23 protein-coding genes and 1 pseudogene are annotated in these 21,414 nt (G+C 42.6%); 13 read left to right on the forward strand and 11 right to left on the reverse strand.

The window, feature by feature from the left end; all coding sequences use genetic code 11:
• Positions 1–46: 46 nt before the first annotated feature.
• The 5 genes from trxB (at position 47) to RMX98_RS30635 (ending at position 4,437) form a co-directional block, all read left to right on the forward strand.
• Complete coding sequence (gene trxB, locus RMX98_RS30615; protein ID WP_322680184.1) at positions 47–1,417, forward strand: thioredoxin-disulfide reductase; 1,371 nt, start codon at positions 47–49, stop codon at positions 1,415–1,417.
• A gap of 164 nt (positions 1,418–1,581) precedes the next feature.
• The gene (locus tag RMX98_RS30620) at positions 1,582–2,478 is read left to right on the forward strand and encodes an ABC transporter permease (protein WP_322680183.1); all 897 of its coding nucleotides are present in this window, start codon (positions 1,582–1,584) and stop codon (positions 2,476–2,478) included.
• Between the two features lie 66 nt (positions 2,479–2,544).
• The gene (locus RMX98_RS30625; RefSeq protein ID WP_322680182.1) at positions 2,545–2,739 is read left to right on the forward strand and encodes a hypothetical protein; all 195 of its coding nucleotides are present in this window, start codon (positions 2,545–2,547) and stop codon (positions 2,737–2,739) included.
• A 151-nt stretch (positions 2,740–2,890) separates the two neighbouring features.
• A complete protein-coding gene (locus RMX98_RS30630) occupies positions 2,891–3,793 on the forward strand; it encodes an ROK family protein (protein WP_322680181.1) in 903 nt (300 codons plus the stop codon).
• The gene (locus RMX98_RS30635) at positions 3,769–4,437 is read left to right on the forward strand and encodes a type I restriction endonuclease subunit R (protein ID WP_322680180.1); all 669 of its coding nucleotides are present in this window, start codon (positions 3,769–3,771) and stop codon (positions 4,435–4,437) included. The genes RMX98_RS30630 and RMX98_RS30635 overlap by 25 nt, the downstream gene beginning before the upstream one ends.
• A gap of 21 nt (positions 4,438–4,458) precedes the next feature.
• Here the strand turns inward: RMX98_RS30635 and RMX98_RS30640 are convergent, their stop codons facing one another.
• The 3 genes from RMX98_RS30640 to RMX98_RS30650 all read right to left on the reverse strand — a co-directional run bounded on the left by RMX98_RS30640 (position 4,459) and on the right by RMX98_RS30650 (position 7,273).
• Positions 4,459–5,022, reverse strand: coding sequence for a Uma2 family endonuclease (locus RMX98_RS30640; RefSeq protein WP_322680179.1), 564 nt, complete (start codon positions 5,020–5,022; stop codon positions 4,459–4,461).
• 58 nt (positions 5,023–5,080) lie between these two features.
• The gene (locus RMX98_RS30645; protein ID WP_322680178.1) at positions 5,081–5,503 is read right to left on the reverse strand and encodes a hypothetical protein; all 423 of its coding nucleotides are present in this window, start codon (positions 5,501–5,503) and stop codon (positions 5,081–5,083) included.
• A 132-nt stretch (positions 5,504–5,635) separates the two neighbouring features.
• Entirely contained in the window at positions 5,636–7,273 is a 1,638-nt protein-coding gene (locus RMX98_RS30650) for a CTP synthase (RefSeq protein WP_322680177.1), read from the reverse strand.
• A gap of 84 nt (positions 7,274–7,357) precedes the next feature.
• Between RMX98_RS30650 and RMX98_RS30655 the strand changes: the two genes are divergently transcribed.
• The 3 genes from RMX98_RS30655 to RMX98_RS30665 all read left to right on the forward strand — a co-directional run bounded on the left by RMX98_RS30655 (position 7,358) and on the right by RMX98_RS30665 (position 9,958).
• Complete coding sequence (locus RMX98_RS30655; protein ID WP_322680176.1) at positions 7,358–9,112, forward strand: N-acetylmuramoyl-L-alanine amidase; 1,755 nt, start codon at positions 7,358–7,360, stop codon at positions 9,110–9,112.
• Positions 9,113–9,273: 161 nt separating this feature from the next.
• Positions 9,274–9,669 carry a type II toxin-antitoxin system RelE/ParE family toxin gene (locus tag RMX98_RS30660; protein ID WP_322680175.1) on the forward strand — a complete coding sequence of 132 codons (396 nt, stop codon included), beginning with the start codon at positions 9,274–9,276 and terminating at the stop codon, positions 9,667–9,669.
• Positions 9,641–9,958 carry a DNA-binding transcriptional regulator gene (locus tag RMX98_RS30665; protein WP_322680174.1) on the forward strand — a complete coding sequence of 106 codons (318 nt, stop codon included), beginning with the start codon at positions 9,641–9,643 and terminating at the stop codon, positions 9,956–9,958. Before RMX98_RS30660 ends, RMX98_RS30665 begins: the two co-directional genes overlap by 29 nt.
• A gap of 106 nt (positions 9,959–10,064) precedes the next feature.
• Here the strand turns inward: RMX98_RS30665 and RMX98_RS30670 are convergent, their stop codons facing one another.
• The 3 genes and pseudogenes from RMX98_RS30670 to RMX98_RS30680 all read right to left on the reverse strand — a co-directional run bounded on the left by RMX98_RS30670 (position 10,065) and on the right by RMX98_RS30680 (position 11,886).
• Positions 10,065–10,220: a hypothetical protein gene (locus RMX98_RS30670; RefSeq protein ID WP_322680173.1), complete on the reverse strand. Its 156-nt coding sequence runs from the start codon at positions 10,218–10,220 to the stop codon at positions 10,065–10,067.
• Positions 10,221–10,948: pseudogene (locus RMX98_RS30675) on the reverse strand (IS630 family transposase).
• A gap of 158 nt (positions 10,949–11,106) precedes the next feature.
• The gene (locus tag RMX98_RS30680; RefSeq protein ID WP_322680172.1) at positions 11,107–11,886 is read right to left on the reverse strand and encodes a Uma2 family endonuclease; all 780 of its coding nucleotides are present in this window, start codon (positions 11,884–11,886) and stop codon (positions 11,107–11,109) included.
• A gap of 163 nt (positions 11,887–12,049) precedes the next feature.
• On the opposite strand from RMX98_RS30680, the gene RMX98_RS30685 reads away from it, so the two are divergent.
• Complete coding sequence (locus RMX98_RS30685) at positions 12,050–12,451, forward strand: hypothetical protein (protein WP_322680171.1); 402 nt, start codon at positions 12,050–12,052, stop codon at positions 12,449–12,451.
• Between the two features lie 75 nt (positions 12,452–12,526).
• Here RMX98_RS30685 and RMX98_RS30690 read toward each other — a convergent pair whose 3' ends face one another.
• A complete protein-coding gene (locus RMX98_RS30690) occupies positions 12,527–13,102 on the reverse strand; it encodes a pentapeptide repeat-containing protein (RefSeq protein WP_322680170.1) in 576 nt (191 codons plus the stop codon).
• 23 nt (positions 13,103–13,125) lie between these two features.
• Here RMX98_RS30690 and RMX98_RS30695 point away from each other — a divergent pair, with 23 nt between their 5' ends.
• Entirely contained in the window at positions 13,126–13,656 is a 531-nt protein-coding gene (locus RMX98_RS30695; protein ID WP_322680169.1) for a YraN family protein, read from the forward strand.
• Positions 13,657–13,726: 70 nt separating this feature from the next.
• Here RMX98_RS30695 and RMX98_RS30700 read toward each other — a convergent pair whose 3' ends face one another.
• Positions 13,727–14,116 carry a hypothetical protein gene (locus RMX98_RS30700; RefSeq protein WP_012412259.1) on the reverse strand — a complete coding sequence of 130 codons (390 nt, stop codon included), beginning with the start codon at positions 14,114–14,116 and terminating at the stop codon, positions 13,727–13,729.
• A 272-nt stretch (positions 14,117–14,388) separates the two neighbouring features.
• Between RMX98_RS30700 and queA the strand changes: the two genes are divergently transcribed.
• Both queA and RMX98_RS30710 read left to right on the forward strand, forming a co-directional pair.
• Entirely contained in the window at positions 14,389–15,597 is a 1,209-nt protein-coding gene (queA, locus tag RMX98_RS30705) for a tRNA preQ1(34) S-adenosylmethionine ribosyltransferase-isomerase QueA (RefSeq protein WP_322680168.1), read from the forward strand.
• Between the two features lie 111 nt (positions 15,598–15,708).
• Positions 15,709–16,797 (forward strand): tetratricopeptide repeat protein, encoded by a 1,089-nt coding sequence (locus tag RMX98_RS30710; RefSeq protein ID WP_322680167.1) that lies wholly within the window; start codon positions 15,709–15,711, stop codon positions 16,795–16,797.
• Positions 16,798–16,959: 162 nt separating this feature from the next.
• Here the strand turns inward: RMX98_RS30710 and RMX98_RS30715 are convergent, their stop codons facing one another.
• Together RMX98_RS30715 and RMX98_RS30720 are read right to left on the reverse strand one after the other, a co-directional pair.
• On the reverse strand, positions 16,960–17,655 hold the full coding sequence (locus RMX98_RS30715; protein WP_322680166.1) for a TrkA family potassium uptake protein: 696 nt from the start codon (positions 17,653–17,655) through the stop codon (positions 16,960–16,962).
• Positions 17,656–17,805: 150 nt separating this feature from the next.
• Complete coding sequence (locus RMX98_RS30720) at positions 17,806–19,143, reverse strand: TrkH family potassium uptake protein (RefSeq protein WP_322680165.1); 1,338 nt, start codon at positions 19,141–19,143, stop codon at positions 17,806–17,808.
• A 299-nt stretch (positions 19,144–19,442) separates the two neighbouring features.
• Here RMX98_RS30720 and RMX98_RS30725 point away from each other — a divergent pair, with 299 nt between their 5' ends.
• Positions 19,443–20,285, forward strand: a complete 843-nt coding sequence (locus RMX98_RS30725; RefSeq protein WP_322680164.1) for a methyltransferase domain-containing protein — start codon at positions 19,443–19,445, stop codon at positions 20,283–20,285.
• A gap of 487 nt (positions 20,286–20,772) precedes the next feature.
• On the opposite strand, the gene RMX98_RS30730 is transcribed toward RMX98_RS30725, so the two are convergent.
• Positions 20,773–21,372, reverse strand: coding sequence for a HEAT repeat domain-containing protein (locus tag RMX98_RS30730; protein WP_409882026.1), 600 nt, complete (start codon positions 21,370–21,372; stop codon positions 20,773–20,775).
• Positions 21,373–21,414: the final 42 nt, after the last annotated feature.

Below are 21,414 nucleotides of genomic sequence, written 5' to 3' on the forward strand. Positions count from 1 at the left end.
TTGTTATGCTATATTAAGCGTAGTCGTTATGAGTTCATATATTTGCATGACTAACCCAACTGTAGAAAACTTAGTAATTATCGGTTCTGGGCCAGCAGGGTACACAGCCGCTATCTATGCCGGACGCGCTAACCTGAAACCCGTTGTCTTTGAAGGTTTCCAAGCCGGGGGATTACCTGGTGGGCAACTAATGACAACGACAGAAGTTGAGAACTTTCCAGGGTTTCCCCAAGGGATTACCGGGCCGGAACTGATGGATCAGATGAAGGCGCAGGCGGAGCGCTGGGGGGCTGAACTATATACTGAAGATGTTATCTCAGTTGATTTGAGCCAGCGTCCATTTACAGTGCGATCGCAAGAAAGGGAAATAAAAACCAACAGCATCGTCATTGCTACGGGTGCAACAGCAAAACGCTTGGGTTTACCCAACGAACATGAATTTTGGAGTCGGGGTATTTCCGCTTGTGCAATTTGCGATGGTGCAACACCAATTTTCCACGGCGCAGAATTGGCTGTGATTGGTGCTGGTGACTCGGCGGCGGAAGAGTCCATTTACCTCACCAAATACGGTTCTAAGGTAAATATGTTGGTACGCACCGATAAAATGCGGGCTTCTAAAGCCATGCAAGACCGCGTTTTGAACAACCCGAAAATCCAAGTGCATTGGAACACAGAAGCCGTGGATATCTTCGGTAACGGTCACATGGAAGGGGTAAAAGTCCGCAATACCAAAACTGGTGAAGAGAGCCAACTGCACGCTAAAGGTTTATTCTACGCCGTTGGTCACACTCCCAACACCTCTCTATTTAAAGGACAATTAGAACTGGATGAAGTAGGTTACGTTGTCACCAAGCCTGGTTCTGTAGAAACCAGTGTAGAAGGCGTTTTTGCTGCTGGCGATGTCCAAGATCATGAATTTCGGCAAGCAATTACGGCTGCGGGTACTGGCTGTATGGCGGCGATGTTGGCAGAACGTTGGCTCTCATCCACTGGCTTGATTCAAGAATTCCATCAACAACCAGAAACAGCAGATAATGAATTAGAATATCAGCCAGCCAAAAAGACTGAAGCCGAGGAAGAAGCTGGATTTAAACTGGATGCGACGCGCCATGAGGGAGGTTATGCTTTACGGAAATTATTCCATGAAAGCGATCGCTTACTCCTGGTTAAATACGTCTCTCCTGGTTGTGGCCCTTGTCATACTCTGAAGCCAATTTTAAATAAAGTGGTGGATGAATTTGACAGCAAAATTCACTTTGTGGAAATTGACATCGACAAAGACCGAGATATAGCTGAAAATGCTGGTGTGACAGGAACGCCAACGGTTCAATTGTTCAAAAACAAGGAACTGGTGAAGGAAGTCAAAGGTGTGAAGCAAAAGAGCGAATACCGCCAGTTGATTGAAAGTAATCTTTAGGGACTGGGGACACTTCGACAAGCTCAGTGCATCGCTGGGGACTAGGGATTGGGGACTGGGGACTGGGAAATAATTCTTTTAACTGCTAATACCCAATCACCAATTCCCACTCCCCAATATGTAAAATAGTCAGCGTATCAAGCTTTGCTCTAGGCGATCGCTTTATGGCCATTACAAAACGCCGACTACCGACATTTTTACAGTTTGGCAACAGTCTCAATCTTTCCCAAAAACTCATGCTCGTTGGGTTAGCCATTACCCTATTTTTCATCTTCCTGGCATTCTTCGCTCCTGTACTTCAGGCTTGGGGATGGCTGCAAAACCCAAAGGAATTTCTCTCTAACCAACCTCAGAACCCACCATCAGCACAACATTGGTTTGGAACTAGTGGCCTGGGCTATGATGTATTCTCACGGACTTTGTTCGGCGCTCAAGCTGCTTTGCAAGTGGTGATTTTGGCAACGGCGCTGAGTATGATTATCGGTGTGCCTTTAGGGATGCTGAGTGGGTATCTGGGCGGTAAATTGGATAAAGTCTTGCTGTTTATTATGGATAGCATCTACACTTTACCAGGGCTACTGCTGTCTGTGACACTGGCGTTTGTGGTGGGGCGTGGGATATTGAATGCAGCGATCGCTATTAGTATTGCTTACGTTCCCCAATATTACCGCGTTGTTCGCAACCACACCGTGAGTGTGAAAACTGAAGTGTTCATCGAAGCTGCTCAAGCTATGGGCGCTTCCACTTGGGTTGTACTTTCTCGATATCTATTCTTCAACGTGATTCAAAGTGTACCCGTCCTATTTACACTTAACGCCGCCGATGCGATTTTAGTATTGGGCGGTTTGGGTTTTTTGGGGCTAGGACTTCCAGAAGAAGTGTCAGAATGGGGACATGATTTAAAACAGGCTTTACCAGAACTATCTATCGGCATTTGGTGGACTACGCTTTTCCCTGGTTTAGCAATGACATTCATGGTAGTAGGGTTATCACTACTTGGTGAAGGGTTAAATGAATTTGTCAATCCCCGGTTACGAAGAGAAAATAGAATCCGAAAGTAGTCATTGGTCATTAGTTTTGGATAAAAGACAAATGACAAATGACAAATAAACAATAGAGAGATTTGTATGAAAGATAATCTAACGTTAATTGCTGCCGCTACTGGCGGGTTTATCCTTTCTGTTGCTCTTGCTGGTATCTTAAGAGGTGCGCCAATTACAGCTTGGCAAGAGCAATCGAGTGTTCGTAATATGACTGTTGCTAATTTACGACTCGCACCCAATAGAACAGAAAATTTAGAATATTTTCGTAGCAAATCCTAAAACCCTAAGTACACATTTGCCTAAAAGCCTGACAAATTGCTGATTTTGAACTTGATAATAGGGAATAGGTAATAACTGTTCACCAATTAACAATGCCCAATGACAAATGACAAATGACTAATACTTCGACTACGCTCAGTACAAGTGACAAATGACAAATGACAAAATTCAAGTAATTGGCATTGATGTCGGGGGAACAGCGATTAAGTTGGGGCGTTTTGCAGCTGATGGTACTTGTCTGTTATCTTTGACTGTGGCATCTCCCCAACCGACAACGCCGGAGGCGGTGCTGGCGGTGATCGTAGATGCGATCGCTCAAATTGATCCTGATAATCAAGCTGTTGCGATTGGTGTTGGTACTCCTGGCCCTGCTGATGCAAGAGGACGTATTGCCAAAATCGCCATTAACTTACCTGGATGGATCGATGTACCTTTAGCAGACTGGTTAGAAGCTAAAACTGGCAAACCTACTGCGATCGCTAATGATGCTAATTGCGCTCTTTTGGGAGAAGCTTGGCTGGGAGCCGGTCGCCACTTTCAAAATCTGATTCTGCTAACTTTAGGTACTGGGGTTGGTGGCGCAATTATCCTTGATGGCAAACTATTTGTTGGACATCAAGGAGCCGCCGGGGAATTGGGTTTAATTTCATTAAATCCCGATGGGCCAATTTGTAATAGTGGCAATCAAGGCTCTTTGGAACAATATGCCTGTGCGACTGCAATTCGCCGTCGCACTCTCAAGGAACCCATCGAATTGGGTTTTCTTGCCCAACAAGGAGATGCCGTAGCCTTGACTTTTTGGCAAGAATATGGTAACACTTTGGGAATTGGTTTGACGAGTTTGATTTATGTACTCACACCGCAAGCGATCGTGATTGGTGGCGGTATTAGTGGCAGCTTTGAGTTTTTCTTACCAGGTGTGAAGGCAGAAATTGAGAAGCGAGTTCAGCCTTTATCACGTGTGGGGTTACAAATATTGCCAGCAGAGTTAGGCAATTTTGCAGGGATGGTAGGTGCAGCAAAGTTGGCATGGCAACGCTATTCGGAATGTTAGATTATGGTTCAAACAATCCAGCCAGAGATATAAGTCTTTACGAATTAGAAGAAAAATTTGGTTTGCAACTTGCCACAGATATTAACTTCTTTCCAGAATGGACAGAAAATTTACCAACTCTGGCAGATGGTGAAAAGCAAGCGATGGCGCGAGTCAAAAGCAACTATTTAAACTTGAATAAGCACCGTCTAATGTCAGAAGAGGCGGTAAAGATGGTAGTGTTGTCTCCTTTACTCGATTTAGCTGGGTTTTATCAACCTCCTTTTGAGATTGAAACCGAGACTTCTGTGGAGATTTCTGCTGAAGACGAAAGCTTTATCGTTAAAGGAAACATTGATGTTCTTGTCATCCAAAAACGTTTTTGGCTACTTGTTATCGAATCTAAAAGCAGTAAATTTGATGTGATGACAGCCCTACCTCAAGCACTCGCTTATATGCTTGATTGTCCAAATTCTGCACAACCGACTTTTGGTTTATTAATTAACGGGAGGGAATTTGTTTTTATCAAATTGATTCAACAAGAATATTCTTGTTATGCCCGATCTGATGCGCTATCAATTGAACGTGATTTAGAACTACACCAAGTATTCAGTATCTTGAAGCGCCTTGGAGAATTAATTGTGCTTTTACCCACTGAGAACTAGGGACTGAGGCTTATCGCCTACCTATACTTGCAACTTAAATCCAGGTAATATATCTTCTCCAGAAATGATTGCTGGCATTTGAATAACTTCTACAGCTTTCAAAAGTCGGTAAATTTCCACTTGGTTATCTTGAGGATTAATTAGCCAACCTAAACGCAAACCATTTTCTATGTATTCCTTCATTTTCGCTTGGATAGGTGCAAGCCGATCTGTCTCGGAACGCAGTTCAATTGCAAAATCTGGTACAAGTGGCGGAAGTTTTTTTCGTTGTTCTAGTGTTAAAGTTTCCCACCGTTCCAACTTTATCCAAGACGCATCAGGGGAACGTTTTGCGCCATTTGGAAGTATAAAGATAGTTGAAGAACTAAAAACTTTGCCTAATTTAGCTTGACGATTCCAGATTTCTAAATCGGTAATTAGTCTAGCTTCTTGATTTCCGCTTTCTCCTCCTACTGGTGGCACAATTATTAATTCTCCGGCTGCATTCATTTCCAAGCTTAAATTGCTATTAGCAATACACAATTGATAAAATTGCTCATCAGTTAAATGAGCAATTGGTTCTAGATTAAGCACAATAGTATTCATTGAATCTTCCCTTGTGCCTTTAGTTAAAAATTTAGTAGGAATAAGTTCCTCGTTCACATTAAGACAAAGAATATCCAGTTGCTTTGTGAATGTATTTCACAACTTTTTCATAAGATTCAGGATTACTCACAGGGTTGATGATGATGGGAATAGTGCCATCTGGCAACCAAAAAGTTATCCTACCGTTCGGTTCATGACAAAAGGAACTGATACAGTTGAGATTAATTACATATTCATTTTTTTCGTAAATTATTTTTACCCAGTGGGCATGATCTAATTTTAATCCTGTCACACATTCTAAATAATTGAAAATTTTTTGATAGTCTTCCAGGTTATTTTGTGGGTTAATTATTATGGGAATGGCACTATCGGGTAGCCAAAAAGTAACTCTGCCATTCAATTCATAACAAAAAGCATGGACACGTTCAAAGTTCACTACATATTCTCTCCTCTCGTAAAGGATTTTCACCCAGTACGCCACAACATCTCCTCAAGTCCGAAATTTACGAATGATGCACCCTGTATGTCCAAATCTACTGAAGTCTTAAGTTAATGTTGCAATTAATTTTGAATACTTCGACTGCGCTCAGTACAAGTTTTGAATTTTGAATTGTTATGACACCTCCAATGGTGTTGGTGTGCTAGATGTCGAAAGAGAAAGTGCGATCGCTGTTTGAATGAATCCTTTAAATAAGGGATGAGGGGCACTAGGGCGTGATTGAAATTCTGGATGAAATTGGCAAGCAAGAAAGAATGGGTGTTTGGTTAATTCCACAATTTCAACTAAACGTCCATCGGGAGAAGTACCACTGATCGCATAGCCAGACTTTAACAACAAATCGCGGTAATCATTGTTAAACTCATATCGATGTCGATGGCGTTCATAAATCACATCTTCTTGATAAAGCTTAAAAGCTAAAGTATCAGGGAGAACACGACAAGGATATAGTCCTAAGCGCATTGTACCCCCTAAATCCACTACTTCCTGCTGTCCTGGCAATAAATTAATTACTGGATCGGTTGTATAAGGGTCAAATTCAGCACTGTTAGCACCAGTTAATCCCCCTACGTTTCTGGCCCATTCAATCACGGAACATTGCATACCCAGGCATAAACCCAAAAAGGGAATTTGGCGATCGCGGGCGTATTTTATCGCGGCAATTTTGCCATCGACTCCCCGAACTCCGAAACCTCCGGGTACAACTATGCCATCGACACCCTGAAGATAATTTTCGGCTGGTTCAGTTTCCAATTCTTCTGAATTTATCCAACGCAGGCGCAGTTTGCCATAAGTGGAGATTGCCGCATGGTTTAGCGCTTCCACTACAGATAGGTAGGCATCACTTAACTGTACATATTTACCGACGATGGCAATTTCTACCTCGTGCTTGGGGCTATGTAACCGTTGTACCAGAGTTTGCCACTGCGTCAAATCTGGTTTACGTTGTTCCATTTGCAGCAATTTCAGCACTTGTTCTGCCATTCCTTCCCGTTCTAGATTTAGCGGTACTTCATAGATACTTTTGGCATCTTGGGAAGTGATAACGCATTCTTCCGGCACATCGCAAAATCCCGACAATTTTTGCTTTAATCCCTTGGGTAAGGGGCGATCGCTTCGACAAACTAAAATATCTGGTTGAATACCAATGGATCTCAGTTCTTTAACTGAATGCTGTGTCGGCTTAGTTTTCATTTCACCCGCAGAGGCAATCCACGGCACCAGCGTGACGTGCATATACAGCACATTCTGCCGTCCCACTTCTTTACGGAACTGGCGAATTGCTTCCAAAAACGGCAGTGATTCAATATCTCCCACCGTCCCCCCGATTTCTGTAATTACTACAGAGGGATTTGTACTTTTAGCAACTCGCAGAATCCGATCTTTAATTTCATTGGTAATATGAGGAATTACCTGTACAGTACCGCCATCGTAGTCTCCACGCCGCTCTTTATTGATGACTGCCTGGTAAATCGAGCCAGTAGTAACGCAGTTCAAACGCGACATTGAGGTATCGGTGAAACGTTCGTAATGCCCCAAGTCCAAATCTGTCTCCGCACCATCCTGGGTAACAAATACTTCCCCATGCTGAAAGGGACTCATTGTACCAGGGTCGATATTGATATAAGGGTCGAGTTTGAGAATCGACACCGAATATTCGCGCGACTTGAGCAAACGCCCTAGACTTGCTGCTACAATGCCCTTACCAATACTGGAAACCACGCCTCCAGTTACGAAGATAAACTTAGTCATAGTAGTTTGAATTTCTAACAACTTCTAAAAATACATCCCGTCATTGTGCCACAGTTATTGTGGTGTAATCTTCAGTGATTTGCTGTGAAAAACCTTTTAGGATTAGTAATATTAGGCTGTATTCTCACATCCTCCGTAGCCTTGGCAGAGCCATCTCTTATAGTTGTTTTTCCTGAAACAAACTACCAAACAAGTTCCCAAAAAATCTTTTTTCTGGGGACTGCACCACCAGATGGTGAGGTTTCGATCAATGGTAAGCCAATTACCCGCAGCAAAGCTGGTCATTTTTCCCCTAGTTTCCCTTTGCAGTTGGGGGAGAATCTTTTTACTGTGCGTCGCCAGGATCAAGAACTTAAGATTAAGGTGATCCGGCTTAACACTAGCCCTGAACTACCACAGGGGGTAGCCTTTGCGAAAGATTCCCTGACTCCCGCAGTTGACATTGCTAGACTCCCAGGAGAACTAATTTGTTTTAGCGGGATCGCACCCCCTAACGCCAATGTCTCTGTAACCCTGGCTAATCAAACCGTTGCCCTTTCAGCCCAACCTCAACAAGCACAACTACCAAGTAATTTGGCAGCTTTGACAGGGCAAAATCAGCCTCATGCCCAGTCTAGCGTAGGCAATTATAAAGGTTGCACTACAATGGCAACAGCCGCCGATCTGGGGAAACCTCAGTTTCAACTAACGCTCAATGGCAAGACGATAACTCAACCAGGGACTGGTAAAATTCAAATCCTCTCAAGAGCAGAGTTGCCAGTTTCTGAGGTTACAGTAGAGTCAGGCGTTGCTCGTACCGGCCCAAGCACCGATTATTCTCGACTTACACCACTGCCCAAAGGCACACGCGCAACAGTAACAGGTAGGGAAGGTGAATGGTTGCGCCTAGACTATGGTGCTTGGATTAATAGTCAGGAAACCCGCATTCTACCTGGTGCAATTCCGCCACAGACAATAATTCGCAGTGTCGGATACCGTCAACTCTCTGGTGCGACAGAGATAGTTTTCCCCTTACAAGTTCCCGTACCTGTGAGCGTGCAACAAAGTGAGCAAGCTTTCGCTCTCACTCTCTACAATACCACTGCCCAAACGGACATTATTCGTCTGGATGATGACCCCCTAATTTCTCGCCTAGATTGGCAACAGGAGGCTCCAGAACAAGTAAAATACACCTTTAACCTTAAAAAAGCTCAACAGTGGGGATATAAGCTGAGATACGACGGTACAACCCTGGTTTTGGCTTTGCGTCATTCGCCGAAAATTGGGAATACAAGACGCAAGCCTTTAGCTAATTTCAAGATTGTACTAGATCCTGGGCATGGAGGTAAAGAAACTGGTGCCAGTGGCCCAACTGGATATTTAGAAAAAGATGTGAATTTGGTGATATCCAAGTTGCTACGGGATGAGTTAGTTAAGGAAGGAGCAACGGTAGTGATGACGCGGGAGGACGATCGCGAAGTTTCGCTAGTAGAACGTCAGGCAATTATCAGTCGAGAAGAACCTGCGATCGCTATTTCCATACATCACAACTCTCTACCCGATGATGGCGATGCCGAAAAAACCAAAGGATTCGGCGCTTTTTGGTATCAACCCCAAGCCCACAGCCTAGCAATGTTTTTACATAACTATGTAGTTAAAAAAATCGGCAAACCTTCTTATGGTGTGTTTTGGGATAACCTGGCGCTGACACGTCCGACAGCTGCACCATCGGTGTTGTTGGAATTGGGTTTTATGAGTAATCCCGATGAATTTGAGCAGGTAGTGAACCCAGAGGAACAGAAGAAAATGGCAAAAGCGATCGCTCAGGGAATTACTGAGTGGTTTAAAAGTGTTAAATAAAATTGGAGAACTAAAGTTTTACCTTTGTATCTGGTGGAGTGCAATTAGCTAGTTTCTACTCAATTTTGCGATCGGTCTTTGTTCAAGCTTTTTGACTTTTATAGTGTATTGCCAATCATAGCACTCAGTGCTATATAATAAGTGAAGGTAATGACTATAGCATGATAATTTACAAAACCCGATGGTTTGACCGTTGGGCACGCAAAGAGGGTTTAAACGACCTTAGCCTCTGCACGGCTGTCAACGAAATGACGGCAGGACTTTACGAAGCCGATCTAGGAGGCGGACTGTTCAAAAAGCGGATTGCCCGCTCTGGACAAGGTAAGCGTGGTGGCTTTCGTACATTGGTTGCAACCAACAAGGGAGATTGCTGGTTTTTTGTTTTTGGCTTCCTGAAAAACGAGCGCAGTAACATTAACAAAAAAGAAGAAAAAGCATTAAAAAAGCTGGCATCAGTGCTGTTCTCTTACACGCTAGAGGATCTCGAAAAAGCAAAGCTGGAAGATGAATTGATGGAGGTAATTTGCAATGCCGAAGAAGAAATCAGCGATTCTTGAAGCCGTTCACGAAACGGCTACGGGGCTGCACAAGGCTGGACTGATGGATCAAACTACATTGCGTGAATTCGACAGTCTGTGCTTGTCTCCAATTGAACCGCTAGAACCTGAGCAAATTAAGCAAATACGCGAATCATCTCATGTCAGTCAGGCAGTATTTGCTGCGATTTTAAATACAAGTCTATCAACGGTTCAAAAATGGGAAATCGGTCAGAAGCGTCCCAGTGGCACTGCTCTTAAGCTGTTGCACTTAGTTAAGAAACGGGGATTGAATACCCTGATTGATTAGTAATCGACCACGGGGCGATCGCTCTTTTTTAGCTAGTTGCTCAATGTTGCGATCGGTCTTTGTTCAAGCATTTTGTACTTTTATAGTGCGATCGTCAAAAGCATTGCTACTGTATCAATCTACTAAATGGACAAGTTGCTGCTACTGTTGTGGTTAGAAACGCTGTCACACCGCCAACTGTGCCGCCTTTTACGGTATCTTTCAATGTTTCCGTAGCAGCTTCTTGTGCAGAAATTTCACCCCGAACTAAGCTAATAAGCATTTAAACTGCAACATAGCTAAGATTGCCTTTATGTTTGATTTTCCGATGCCACTTAATCAATAACTCGCCTTGATTCAACAGCTTATCTAGCAGTGATTTTAATTCATCTACTGATTTAAATAAGCGATGAGCAATATATTCTTTACATGAATGCCAAACTAATTCGATAATGTTGTAGTCAGGGCTGTAAGCAGGCAAGAACTCTAAAATAAAATTCGGAAAATCTTCAGCTATTTTAGCTAGAACATCTTTGCGTTTATGAAAACTAGCATTATCTAAAATTAAAATAATTTTCGGCCCATACTTAGAAAAATATTCAGCATTATTTCCTTTACTTACCCACTCTTGCTTAATTAATTCATTTAATTGTTGTAATTGCTCATAAAAAATATCTCCATTACCTTTTTTAACGAAAAAGCATACTCGCTTTCTATCTAATTCTCTGATTGCTCCCATTACATTAACACGACCACAGCGCCGTTCCCCTGGAACATTTTTACGTTTTCCTTTTTTACCCCAATTCTTGCGACGAATCACACGTAAACTAAAACCACTGTTCTGGGCGAACAACCTAAAAATTTAGCAATTTCATGTTGCGGTTTACCATCATTCTGGAGCAGAATAATGAGAATTCTTTCTCTGATATGCGGTTGGGCGCTCTCTTTTAGAGCTTGTTGTAGTAGTGTGACTTGTTCCGTCGTTAAAAAGTTTTTGGCTGGCAGTGGCATAGTTGCTTTTAAACGGCTTCATCTTCTTATTATGCAACTTAAGTGCCGATTAGCTTAGACATCGCTGATTTGCCAAACACTCAAAAGCTAGTTGAAGTCTGTAGTAAGCTTTTGCCTATAATTACTAAGTTTTTCGGCTTGCCATAACTTAATAAATATTACTCTACATCTGGATCGATACCCATTGCCTTGAGCCGTTCTGCTAATTGTGCAGCTTTTTGTTCTGCTTGCTCGGCCCTTTGCCTTTGCAAATCAGCTTCTTCTTTACCAATCAGTAACAGATTTCCCTCTAAATCCCACCAGCGCAACCAAAATTGCTCAGGATTATTCAAGTAATTTCCCTGCCATAACCCTAGTTCCACACCTAAAGGAGGAATTGGGTAGTGCCCTCGCTCATTAGGCTGCATTTTGTGGTAGGAAAAATCTACCAGGTGATAAACCTCTAGTTTCTCATTACTAATTTCATAAATCGCATAGTAGGGAATTCGGATTACTCGCTCATATACCCAAAATTTACCGGGTTTTGCGCCTTCCCGACTACCAGCTAGAGGTAAAGGAGTGACATCTCGTTCTTCATCGCCATTACCACTAGCTAGTTCTATGGCAATCAATGGGGGTATGTATTCCCGCCACAAAACATAAGAGCGACGGTTTTTGCCATCTAACCTTGGTGGTACACCAGGGACATAAAACCAGTCTGGTGCTGCTGCTCCTTTTTCTGGTGGATCGGTTTCTCGCCAGTAAATACCGCAATCTTGACCAATGCAATACTGTCCATCTGGATGTAAGTTTTGCAAAATTTGAGCAATTGAGTCTGTGATAATGATGGTTTGGGGATGCTCTTGAAAATTTTTCACAAAAGTACCATCAGACTCTGGTAGTTTAGTGTGATCGGGAAACTGGGGTGGTATGGCAATATCAGCAAGTGTTTCACTCATACTTTGAAAAGTATTGCAGCTATTTATATAGTGCCTTACGCTTCCCATAAGGTATTACGAAGTAGTATAACACCTTGACATATCTTGATTTCAGTGCTTTTACCCTGCCACAACCACTTTGATTGCGAATAAAAATATATGAAATCTTATATTTTTAAAGCGTATGTGTTTTAAGATAGGCGGTATGGTAGGAGCGATCGCTATTTTATTGAGTAATGGCAGTGCGTTCACCGGAGGTGTTGGCGTTGCCATCGCCCAAGATGCACAAAGATATATCACTGTAGGGCATGATAAATTAGGAAACAGTGTAGCTCTGGATACAAAAACTATTAAGGGCACGACATACAAGCTTTACGGAATGTATGGTGATGGCATCTTCGAGACTACGTTCGATGCTTCGTGCGAAGAATCACGGCTTTTTCGGAATCGCATTGCCATTTACGGATCGGAGGGACAATTACTTCAAGAAGATCAGGAGAAAGGAGAAATACCTTTTGTAGCCGATTCTTCACCAGGTAAAGGAATGCAAATTGTTTGTCAAAAGATTGGTGCAGATGGTTGGTAGGTGCTTAATATCTTATAAACAGGGAGTCAGGGGACAAGGGGAACAATCGTGCCCAATGCCCCATATCCTTGTCAGCTAAGGACAAAACAACGTGTCACGCGTATCTCGTCCTGTAATGGGATTAGTTCCCTTTGCAAGTTTGCACAATTTTTTTTGCTCATCGGAACGCAGCAACACATCAGTAAAATCTGCCCCGTCAATGATTGCACCATCAAATCTGGCGTTAGCAGCAAAGGCTCCCTCCAACAGTGCATTTGTCAAATTTGCTCTGACTAAACGAGCTGAGTCTAAAGTGGTATTTCTCAAGTCAGAACCCTCCAAATTCGCAGACTCCAAATTTGCTGCAAAGAAACTGACACCGTTCAAATTAGCGTGACTGAAGTTGCTCTGGCGAAGATTAGCTTTAGTAAAGCTGGAGTCTGTTAAATCACGTCCTGAAAAATCAGCCTCGACCAAAATTTCTTTATTATATTCAAGTGCCAAAACTGTGGGAGCAAAACCCGTGGTTACGGTAATGCCAATTATTCCCCACAGGAATAAGCTGAGTATGCTTACCCAAATTCGATGGTTTGTTTTACGCTTCAACCCCAAGTTTGTTTGGGATAAGTCGAGTATAGAACCCTCAGTGTAATCGCTTAACTTAGAATTCATAGAATTCATGATATTTTTAGTCAATGGCTAACCTTCCTCCATCCCATTATCCAGATATTGGCTCTCTAGGAGAAGACCTAGTAGCCCAATGGTTGCAATCTAAAGGTTGGATAATTCTGCATCGTCGCTTTTCTTGCCGCTCGGGAGAAATTGATATTATTGCTCAACATGACGGAAGTACTGGGGAAGCAGGGGAGCAGGAGAGCAAAGGAGCAGCAGGAAAACTCAAAACTCAGCACTCAATATTGATTTTTGTTGAAGTCAAAACCCGCAGTTCAGGTAGTTGGGATGCTGGGGGAAGAAGCGCAATCACTCCACAAAAGCAAGCAAAAATCTGTCGTACAGCTGAAATATTCTTAGCCCAGTATCCTGAAAAAGCAGATTATTCTTGTCGATTTGATGTTGCTATTGTCTACTGTCAAAGGATATCAAAAAATCTGACTGGGGTTACAGCAAATCAGGAAGCTCTAGCTACTTCATCAGTACCCGGATACAAGTTTAAGCTGCAAGAATACATTCTGGCAGCTTTTGACTTTTCAATTAATAATGGTTAATTGGTAATGGATAAAATATCCTAATTACCAATGACCAATAATTTTGTAGTAGCGTTACAACCAAATAGTCTCACGCTAAAGTTTCTGGACAGTAACCTAAGCCCCGGACAAACTGCTGCCGGAACGCCTCAATTTCGTCTCTTTCTGGGCTACCATGAGAAACGATCGCTACCTGATAACGACGCATCACATCCACAGGGCACTGTCCAGCTTCCAAACTCCAAAGTGCCATTTGCACCCTCATTGGCGGTTCGTAGCTAATTCCTAATTCATTTAGAAAAGCGCGAAAGTCGCCATCTTCTTGGGGCGAGACTTGACCTTTGAGTTTGATCCTAACCACCCAGCCATCAATTTGATGAATTACGGTGACGAACGAAACTGGTGTCTGGGGTCTAGCGTGGAGGTGTTGAACGACCCTCAGGGTTAAACTGGCATTTGCCAGATAGTACAAGTATTCCATGTTTGTTGGTGCTTGGGATCAAAGCCAATCCTACATATCTATATTCGTCAATCAGTGCCTGTTCCCGGTAGGGTAAAAGCCCCCGTTTTTTGATGGGGAGGTTTACCCATTTTTTATGTTAAGTTTTCCGTGTTACTTAATAGTAACAATCTTATAGCCTAGCGGCAAAACTGAGCCAAGATCCCTTAAAGTTCCAATATAAGGGAAAACTTAACTCAGACTTTTTAAGAGAGTATAAATACTAAATAAACTAAAAACTAGTACAAGTCAATTTGAAAGATACATCTAGCCCACAAGAAAAAAATTTTGAATTAGATTGCTCGGTAGCTGGCTATGACTACGAACTACCTCCAGAACTCATTGCCCAAAACCCAGCAGTTCCTAGAGATAGTTCGCGGTTACTGGTAGTTGATTCTCCGACTACAGGCATTGAAACAGCACCTCTACACCACATTTTCCATGATTTACCTGCACTGCTGCGCTCTGGTGATTTGTTGGTTATGAACAATACAAGAGTAATTCCAGCGCGGCTTTATGGTCATAAATCCACTGGCGCGAAAATCCAGGTGTTGCTGTTGGAAGAACGGCAGCATAACTGTTGGTTAGCTTTAGTTAAGCCAGGAAAAAGCTTCAAACGGGGAGCAAAGATTATCTTTGAACCAAGGGAACCGGGGATTGGGCATTTAAAAGAGGCAGAGGGGCAGGGTGCGGGGGGCAGAGGGGAAAATTTTTCCCCAGTCCCCAGCCCCCAGCTAACGGCTACGGTTCTAGAAACAGATGCAGCAACCGGGGGGCGTTTGTTGCAATTTGATGTACCAGAGGGAAAGACTTTGGTGCAACTGTTAGAGGTATTTGGTGAAGTACCGTTACCACCGTACATTACTACCTCAGAAGCAGCTGATGAGCAGTATCAGACAGTTTATGCTAAACAGCCAGGAGCGATCGCAGCTCCAACGGCAGGATTACACTTTACCCCAGAATTATTACAAAAGTTGGGCGATCGCAAAATCGATCGAGCTTTTGTAACGCTACACGTTGGTGTAGGCACATTTCGCCCTGTGGAAGTAGAGGACGTAACTACCCATCAGATGCATGAAGAATGGATTGAAGTTCCCGCCGCGACAGTAGAACAAATCCGCGCCACTAAAGCAGCTGGCGGGCGGATTATTGCTGTGGGAACAACGGTAGTAAGGGCTTTAGAAGGGGCGGCTCAATCTGGTAATTTACAACCATTTTGCGGCAAAACAGACTTGTTTATTTATCCCGGCTACCAATGGCAGGTAGTAGATGGTTTGATTACGAATTTTCACTTACCGCGTTCTAGTTTGTTGATGTTGGTAAGTGCCCTAATTGGCAGACAACGATTATTGAATATATATAACGAAGCGATCGCTTTTGGATATCGCTTTTATTCATTCGGTGATGCCATGTTAATTTTGCCGTCAGCTGTGGGAACGGGGAGTGGGAAGAGACGCGATTAACCCTTGTCTGTACAAGAGTTAGAAGTTAAAAGTTGAAAATTGGGAATTTTTTCTTTCGTGGTGGGTACTCTGACTTATGAGGAGTTAAAAATAAGTACAGGTCTGCTATTAATGTCTGAAAAATACCTATTTTCTCATTGGTTAAATTTATTTTGTCAGGTAACACTCGGTGGCTGTTCTGCATTTTTGCTCTTGACTGCACCGACAATTACTAATTTCCCAGTTAGCAAGCTGCTGGCAGAAACTGCAATTTCTCAGGATCTCGAAGCAGCTAGCTTTTTCCAGCAAGGAGTTACACGCTATAACCGCCAAGACTTACAAGGTGCAGAATATGCCTTTCAGAAAGCGTTGCAGCGAGATCCTAACCTTGGGGCAGCACGGAATTATCTGGGTAATATATTTATGGAGCAAAATCGCCTGGATGTAGCTTTACAAGAATTTACAGAGGCGATAAAACTTAATCCCAATTCTAGCGAAGCTTATTACAACTTAGGGTTAGTGTTGCACCGACAAGGAGAAAAAGATGCAGCAATTACCGCTTATCGCCAGAGCTTGGTGATAGATTCCACAAGGGTGGCAGCGATGTATAATTTGGGTTTGTTGCTGTACGAACAAGGAAAGTTAGAGGATGCGATCGCTGCATACCAAAAAGTAATTAATCTAGATAGCAGCAATGCCAATGCTTATCTTAACTTAGCGATCGCCTTGCAACAACAAGGTCAAATCGAGCCTGCGATCGCCAGTTATCGCCAAGCTTTGAAGCTAGATCCTAAAAATGCCGCAGCCTACAGCAATATGGCAAATTTGCTAGCAATGCATGGTCAAGCTCCTGAGGCTATTTCTGTTTATCGACAAGCGATTCGTCTAAATCCAAAAAGTGCCTCAGCTTACTATAACTTGGGAGTAACTTTATATAATCAGGGCGAGTTCAAAAAAGCCAGTGGAGTTTTGAAACGCGCTCACAACGAATATCGCGAGCAAGGTAACATTGAACAAGCCCAAAAAATTGAGCAGTTAATGCAGCAAATTGCTCAGAAAACTGGGCAACAGCAACCTCAAACCAGTCAAACAGCTACTCCTTCTCAGAGTTCAGATTCTACAGTACAAACACCTGAACCACAGACGATAAATCAATCAGAAATGCCTGCGAACCCTGGCTCAGTTGAATCACAATCTACGTCAACGAGTGTCGGACAATAAAAAACTCAGAGTTAGGAATAAATAAATCACTCTTAACTCTGCCAATTTTAGATTTTGAATCGCACCTGTGGTGCGCTGTAAGCGCAACTTGAATTGAAGGAAAATCTAAAATCTAAAATTGAATAACTCCTGTAGAGACGCGATTAATTGCGTCTCTATTTTTTAAATCGGCAAACGATTAATATCTTTATTGCAACCAATAACAACCATTGCTGAACCACGCTCCAAACGCTTGGTAGAGTCAGGATTAATTTGAAATTTCCCATCCTGGCTTACTGCTAGCAAATTTAAACCGTAGCGGTTACGAAGTTGAAGTTCGGTGATGGTTTTGCCGTGAAATTCATCAGGCACAATCAACTCTACAATACTGTTATCTGGGTCGAGGTCAAACCGATCTAAAATTGCTGGTTTGGTAAGAGTACGCGCTAGGGCACAACCCGCTTCATACTCAGGAAAAACAACATGATCTGCACCTACTCGCCGCAACAGTTTACGATGAACTTCACTAGAAGCTTTAGCAACTACATGAGGTACACCAGCCTCTTTCACATTGAGGGTGGTTATGATACTTTCTTGAACGTAGTTGCCAATTGCGACAATTACAGTATCAAATTCAAAAATTCCAGCTTCTTTAAGTGCGGCTGGTTCTGTAGAGTCTAGTTGCAAAGCATGACCAACTATTCCCTCAGTTAATGCTTCTGAAACTCGTTTTTCATCAATATCTGTTGCCAGCACTTGATAACCAAAATTATGCAGTGTGGAACAGACAGAGCGACCAAAACGACCTAACCCAATTACAGCAAATTGGTGGTTATCTTTACGTAAACTACGAAAAAAACTTAATGATGACAGATTCACCCTTTTTATCCTTATGATGGCTCCCTGTATTTAGGGCAAAAAACGGTTATGCCGCTTGAATTAATAATTTTATTTTTGCCTTCCATGTATATTTTATCAGTTTGAGTATTGGTTATTATTTCTCGTATATTCCCTGTTCTGTCTCCCTAACTATCCCACAAGTAAATTTTCTTCAGGATAGTGAATTCTGGTAGGGCGGGGATCTCCTAGTACAGCAGACATCAGTAGTAAAACACCTACTCTTCCAACGTACATAGTGACAATTAAGATCAGCTTTGCTCCTGTAGAGACACTTGCTGTAATGCCTGTAGAAAGCCCTACGGTAGCGAAGGCTGATACTACTTCAAACAAAATTTGAATAAAATCTAATGTTGGATCTGTGAGGCTAATTAAAATCGTGGCAAAAATCACGGTCGCTACCGATCCTACTAACACACCTACAGCTTTCAAAATTAAAGTTATTGCTATCTTGCGATCGTATAACAAAACTTCTTCTTTTCCCCGGAGAATCGTTTTTGTACAACTGGTTAGAACTCTCAAAGTTGTTGTTTTCATGCCTCCCCCTGTACCACCTGGACTTGCACCAATAAACATCAGCGCAATTGTAATAAATAGACCAGCAGTGGTCATTTTGCTAATATCGATGGTATTAAAACCAGCAGTTCTGGGAGTAACTGATTGAAACCAAGCTACTAATATTTGGTCACGGAAATTTAGAGAACCAAATGTTTCAGGATTTCTAATTTCTATACAGAAAAAGGCTATTGTTCCTATTGCTAATAATATAATACTTGTGCTGGTTGCAACTTTAAAATCGAGGGATAACAATTGCTTTTTGAGAGATTTTTGGAAAATGCGATCGCGCAACCAAAGATACATTTCTAAAATTACCTGATAGCCAATTCCCCCAAAGATAATCAACATAGTAATGGTGAAGACCACTAAGAAGGATGACTGATAGCTAATTAAGTTATCTTTAAACAAACTAAAACCAGCATTGTTCCAAGCATTGATGCTATGAAAAATCGCCAACCACAGTCCTTGACTCCACCCATACTCTGGAACAAAAGCTGGTAGAAGTAAGAAGACTCCGGTAATTTCAAAAATTAAAGTTGTGGCAATAATTGAACGAATAACTTGGGAGCTACCACTCATCCCTGGTCGGTCTAAAGCTTGTTGAATGGCGATTTTTTGCCGCATATCAAACTTACGACCAATGAGCAAAATAAGAAATGTGGTGGTTGTCATGTAGCCCAACCCGCCAATCTGAGCTAAGAGGGCAATAAATAACTGACCCCAAAAGGAAAAATAAGTACCAGGATCGACTACTGATAAACCTGTGACACAAACTGCGGATGTGGAGGTAAATAGTGCCACAATCAGGTTATTCCATGTACCATCGCTAGTTGAAAAAGGCATCATCAACAGGATAGTACCAACAGCAATGACAGCCAGAAACCCCAAACAAATTGTGCGAGCGACAGTCATAATTAATTCGTAATTCGTAATACTTCGGCTACACTCAGTACAAGTTCGTAATTCGTAATTAAGAAAGTTGATTAAATCTGGGTTTCTACCTCTTACATCTGTAGGGTTTTTTGGGGATGATTGGTATAAATTTGAGCAAGAACAGTTTATTAAGGTAGAACCAATCAATTTTTTTAGGGAGGATAAATCTTGGTTTACTTTCCCCGGAAGTAAAAATACCCTTATTTAATTAAAAACATACATGGTAGCCTACCTGTATGTTTTTTTGAATTCTAATTCGTCTCGATACTACTTTTTTCATGAGTGCAACACTTTACCAGCAAATTCAGCAGTTCTACGATGCTTCCTCTGGTCTGTGGGAACAGATTTGGGGCGAACACATGCACCACGGCTATTACGGTGCTGATGGCAGCCAGAAAAAAGACCGTCGTCAAGCTCAAATTGATTTAATCGAAGAACTGCTCAATTGGGCAGGGGTACAAGCAGCAGAAAATATCCTTGATGTGGGTTGTGGCATTGGCGGCAGTTCTTTATACCTGGCAGAAAAGTTTCATGCTAAAGCTACAGGAATTACTTTGAGTCCTGTGCAAGCTGCTAGAGCAACGGAACGCGCAACGGAAGCGAATTTGAGTCTGAAAACTCAGTTTCAAGTCGCCAATGCTCAAGAAATGCCTTTTGCTGATAATTCTTTTGACTTGGTTTGGTCGCTGGAAAGCGGCGAACACATGCCAGATAAAACTAAGTTTCTCCAAGAGTGCTATCGGGTGTTGAAACCTGGTGGCAAGTTAATTATGGTGACTTGGTGTCATCGACCGACTGATAATTTACCACTGACGGCGGATGAGGAAAAGCATTTGCAGGATATTTATCGGGTGTATTGTTTGCCTTATGTAATTTCTTTACCAGAGTATGAAAGCATAGCCCGTCAACTTCCATTAAACAATATTCGCACCGCCGATTGGTCAACCGCCGTCGCCCCCTTTTGGAATGTAGTCATTGATTCGGCGTTTACTCCCCAAGCACTTTGGGGCTTACTCAATGCCGGTTGGACTACCATTCAAGGCGCGTTATCGCTGGGGTTAATGCGTCGCGGTTATGAACGTGGGTTAGTTCGGTTTGGTTTATTGTGCGGAAATAAGTGAAACGTTCTTTGGCAATACATACCTAACCCCCCTTCTCTACTAGCGTTGGCGAGTAAGATTCAAAGCCTTTCTCCTTTTAGGAGAGAGGTTTGGAGAGAGGTTTGGAGAGAGGTCAAAATCTATTGCATCCAAACGAAAACCGCTATATTGTTCTTTAAAATTACCTGGGTAAGGCTGCGGTGACTGGGAGGATTTCTTCGGAGGCGGGAATTTTGACTCTGGACTCTGGGAAGTATGATTGGTCATTAAAGTTATCTAAGCCTGCATCGGCTAATAGAGAAGGCTGGAACGGCTCAAACAGTTTGCGGCGCAGGAACGGAACCCAGGCGAGGAGAAAGCCGACATAGCCGACACCGAAAATTCGGCGTACCCACGGGTTCCAGAAGAAGATGGCTTGGACTTGGGGAAATTTGGGGTAGGCAAAGATCAGGGCTAGCCACAAGGCAATGTGAATGAGGATGGTGTTTTTGGTTTTGAAAAACCACTGCTAATATTTCAGATGATTAATTACTGACTGCACCGCATTCGCATCAGTGGGGTTGACTTTTTTAAGGTTGCTGTAATGGCTTTGCAGTAAACCAATATCTTGCCATTTCCAAAAAACGTTTTTGTTAGCGGCAACTTCGGAAATTTGCTTGGCTAAATCGTTGCGTAAGCGTTCTAGTCCTTGGCTATTATTCCAAGTTTGCAGAAATACGTTGAGGGTTTTGACACCTTCATCATGTGAGAGTTTGTCAGGAGTTACTTGAGGAGAACCGAGCCATTTCAATAGAGTTTTCACTTCCTCAGTGCCACCGCCCAGGAAATAGGTTAGAAAACGCCAATTTAAGTATTCTGAATTACCAGGCTGATAACTATTATTTAGAATTATAACAACCTCCTTTAACTCCAGTTTTCTGATATTAGTTAATGCTACTGCCGCACTGAGACGAACATCTGAGGCAACCTTTTCATCCTTGAGGATGTTGGCAATGTCAGGGATGTATCTCGCCGCCGCCTGCCCAAACTCGCTCAATGCCTCTGCCGCCCTGCGACGAACATATGAGTCAACCTTTTCATCCTTGAGGATTTTCGTGTAGTAAATGATTTTTCAAAGCCGAGAATAACACAGAAGTCTCAATATCATTAA

Origin of the sequence: Nostoc sp. DedQUE02, assembly GCF_034531035.1 — a bacterium.
Lineage (GTDB): Bacteria > Cyanobacteriota > Cyanobacteriia > Cyanobacteriales > Nostocaceae > Nostoc.

Bases quoted from the DNA above. Each gene is read 5' to 3' on its own strand.
- trxB (WP_322680184.1), top strand. From the start codon at position 47: ATGACTAACCCAACTGTAGAAAACTTAGTAATTATCGGTTCTGGGCCA.
- RMX98_RS30620 (WP_322680183.1), top strand. From the start codon at position 1,582: ATGGCCATTACAAAACGCCGACTACCGACATTTTTACAGTTTGGCAAC.
- RMX98_RS30625 (WP_322680182.1), top strand. From the start codon at position 2,545: ATGAAAGATAATCTAACGTTAATTGCTGCCGCTACTGGCGGGTTTATC.
- RMX98_RS30630 (WP_322680181.1), top strand. From the start codon at position 2,891: ATGACAAATGACAAAATTCAAGTAATTGGCATTGATGTCGGGGGAACA.
- RMX98_RS30635 (WP_322680180.1), top strand. From the start codon at position 3,769: ATGGCAACGCTATTCGGAATGTTAGATTATGGTTCAAACAATCCAGCC.
- RMX98_RS30640 (WP_322680179.1), bottom strand. From the start codon at position 5,022: ATGAATACTATTGTGCTTAATCTAGAACCAATTGCTCATTTAACTGAT.
- RMX98_RS30650 (WP_322680177.1), bottom strand. From the start codon at position 7,273: ATGACTAAGTTTATCTTCGTAACTGGAGGCGTGGTTTCCAGTATTGGT.
- RMX98_RS30660 (WP_322680175.1), top strand. From the start codon at position 9,274: ATGATAATTTACAAAACCCGATGGTTTGACCGTTGGGCACGCAAAGAG.
- RMX98_RS30665 (WP_322680174.1), top strand. From the start codon at position 9,641: ATGCCGAAGAAGAAATCAGCGATTCTTGAAGCCGTTCACGAAACGGCT.
- RMX98_RS30670 (WP_322680173.1), bottom strand. From the start codon at position 10,220: ATGCTTATTAGCTTAGTTCGGGGTGAAATTTCTGCACAAGAAGCTGCT.
- RMX98_RS30680 (WP_322680172.1), bottom strand. From the start codon at position 11,886: ATGAGTGAAACACTTGCTGATATTGCCATACCACCCCAGTTTCCCGAT.
- RMX98_RS30685 (WP_322680171.1), top strand. From the start codon at position 12,050: ATGTGTTTTAAGATAGGCGGTATGGTAGGAGCGATCGCTATTTTATTG.
- RMX98_RS30690 (WP_322680170.1), bottom strand. From the start codon at position 13,102: ATGAATTCTAAGTTAAGCGATTACACTGAGGGTTCTATACTCGACTTA.
- RMX98_RS30695 (WP_322680169.1), top strand. From the start codon at position 13,126: ATGGCTAACCTTCCTCCATCCCATTATCCAGATATTGGCTCTCTAGGA.
- RMX98_RS30700 (WP_012412259.1), bottom strand. From the start codon at position 14,116: ATGGAATACTTGTACTATCTGGCAAATGCCAGTTTAACCCTGAGGGTC.
- RMX98_RS30710 (WP_322680167.1), top strand. From the start codon at position 15,709: ATGTCTGAAAAATACCTATTTTCTCATTGGTTAAATTTATTTTGTCAG.
- RMX98_RS30720 (WP_322680165.1), bottom strand. From the start codon at position 19,143: ATGACTGTCGCTCGCACAATTTGTTTGGGGTTTCTGGCTGTCATTGCT.
- RMX98_RS30725 (WP_322680164.1), top strand. From the start codon at position 19,443: ATGAGTGCAACACTTTACCAGCAAATTCAGCAGTTCTACGATGCTTCC.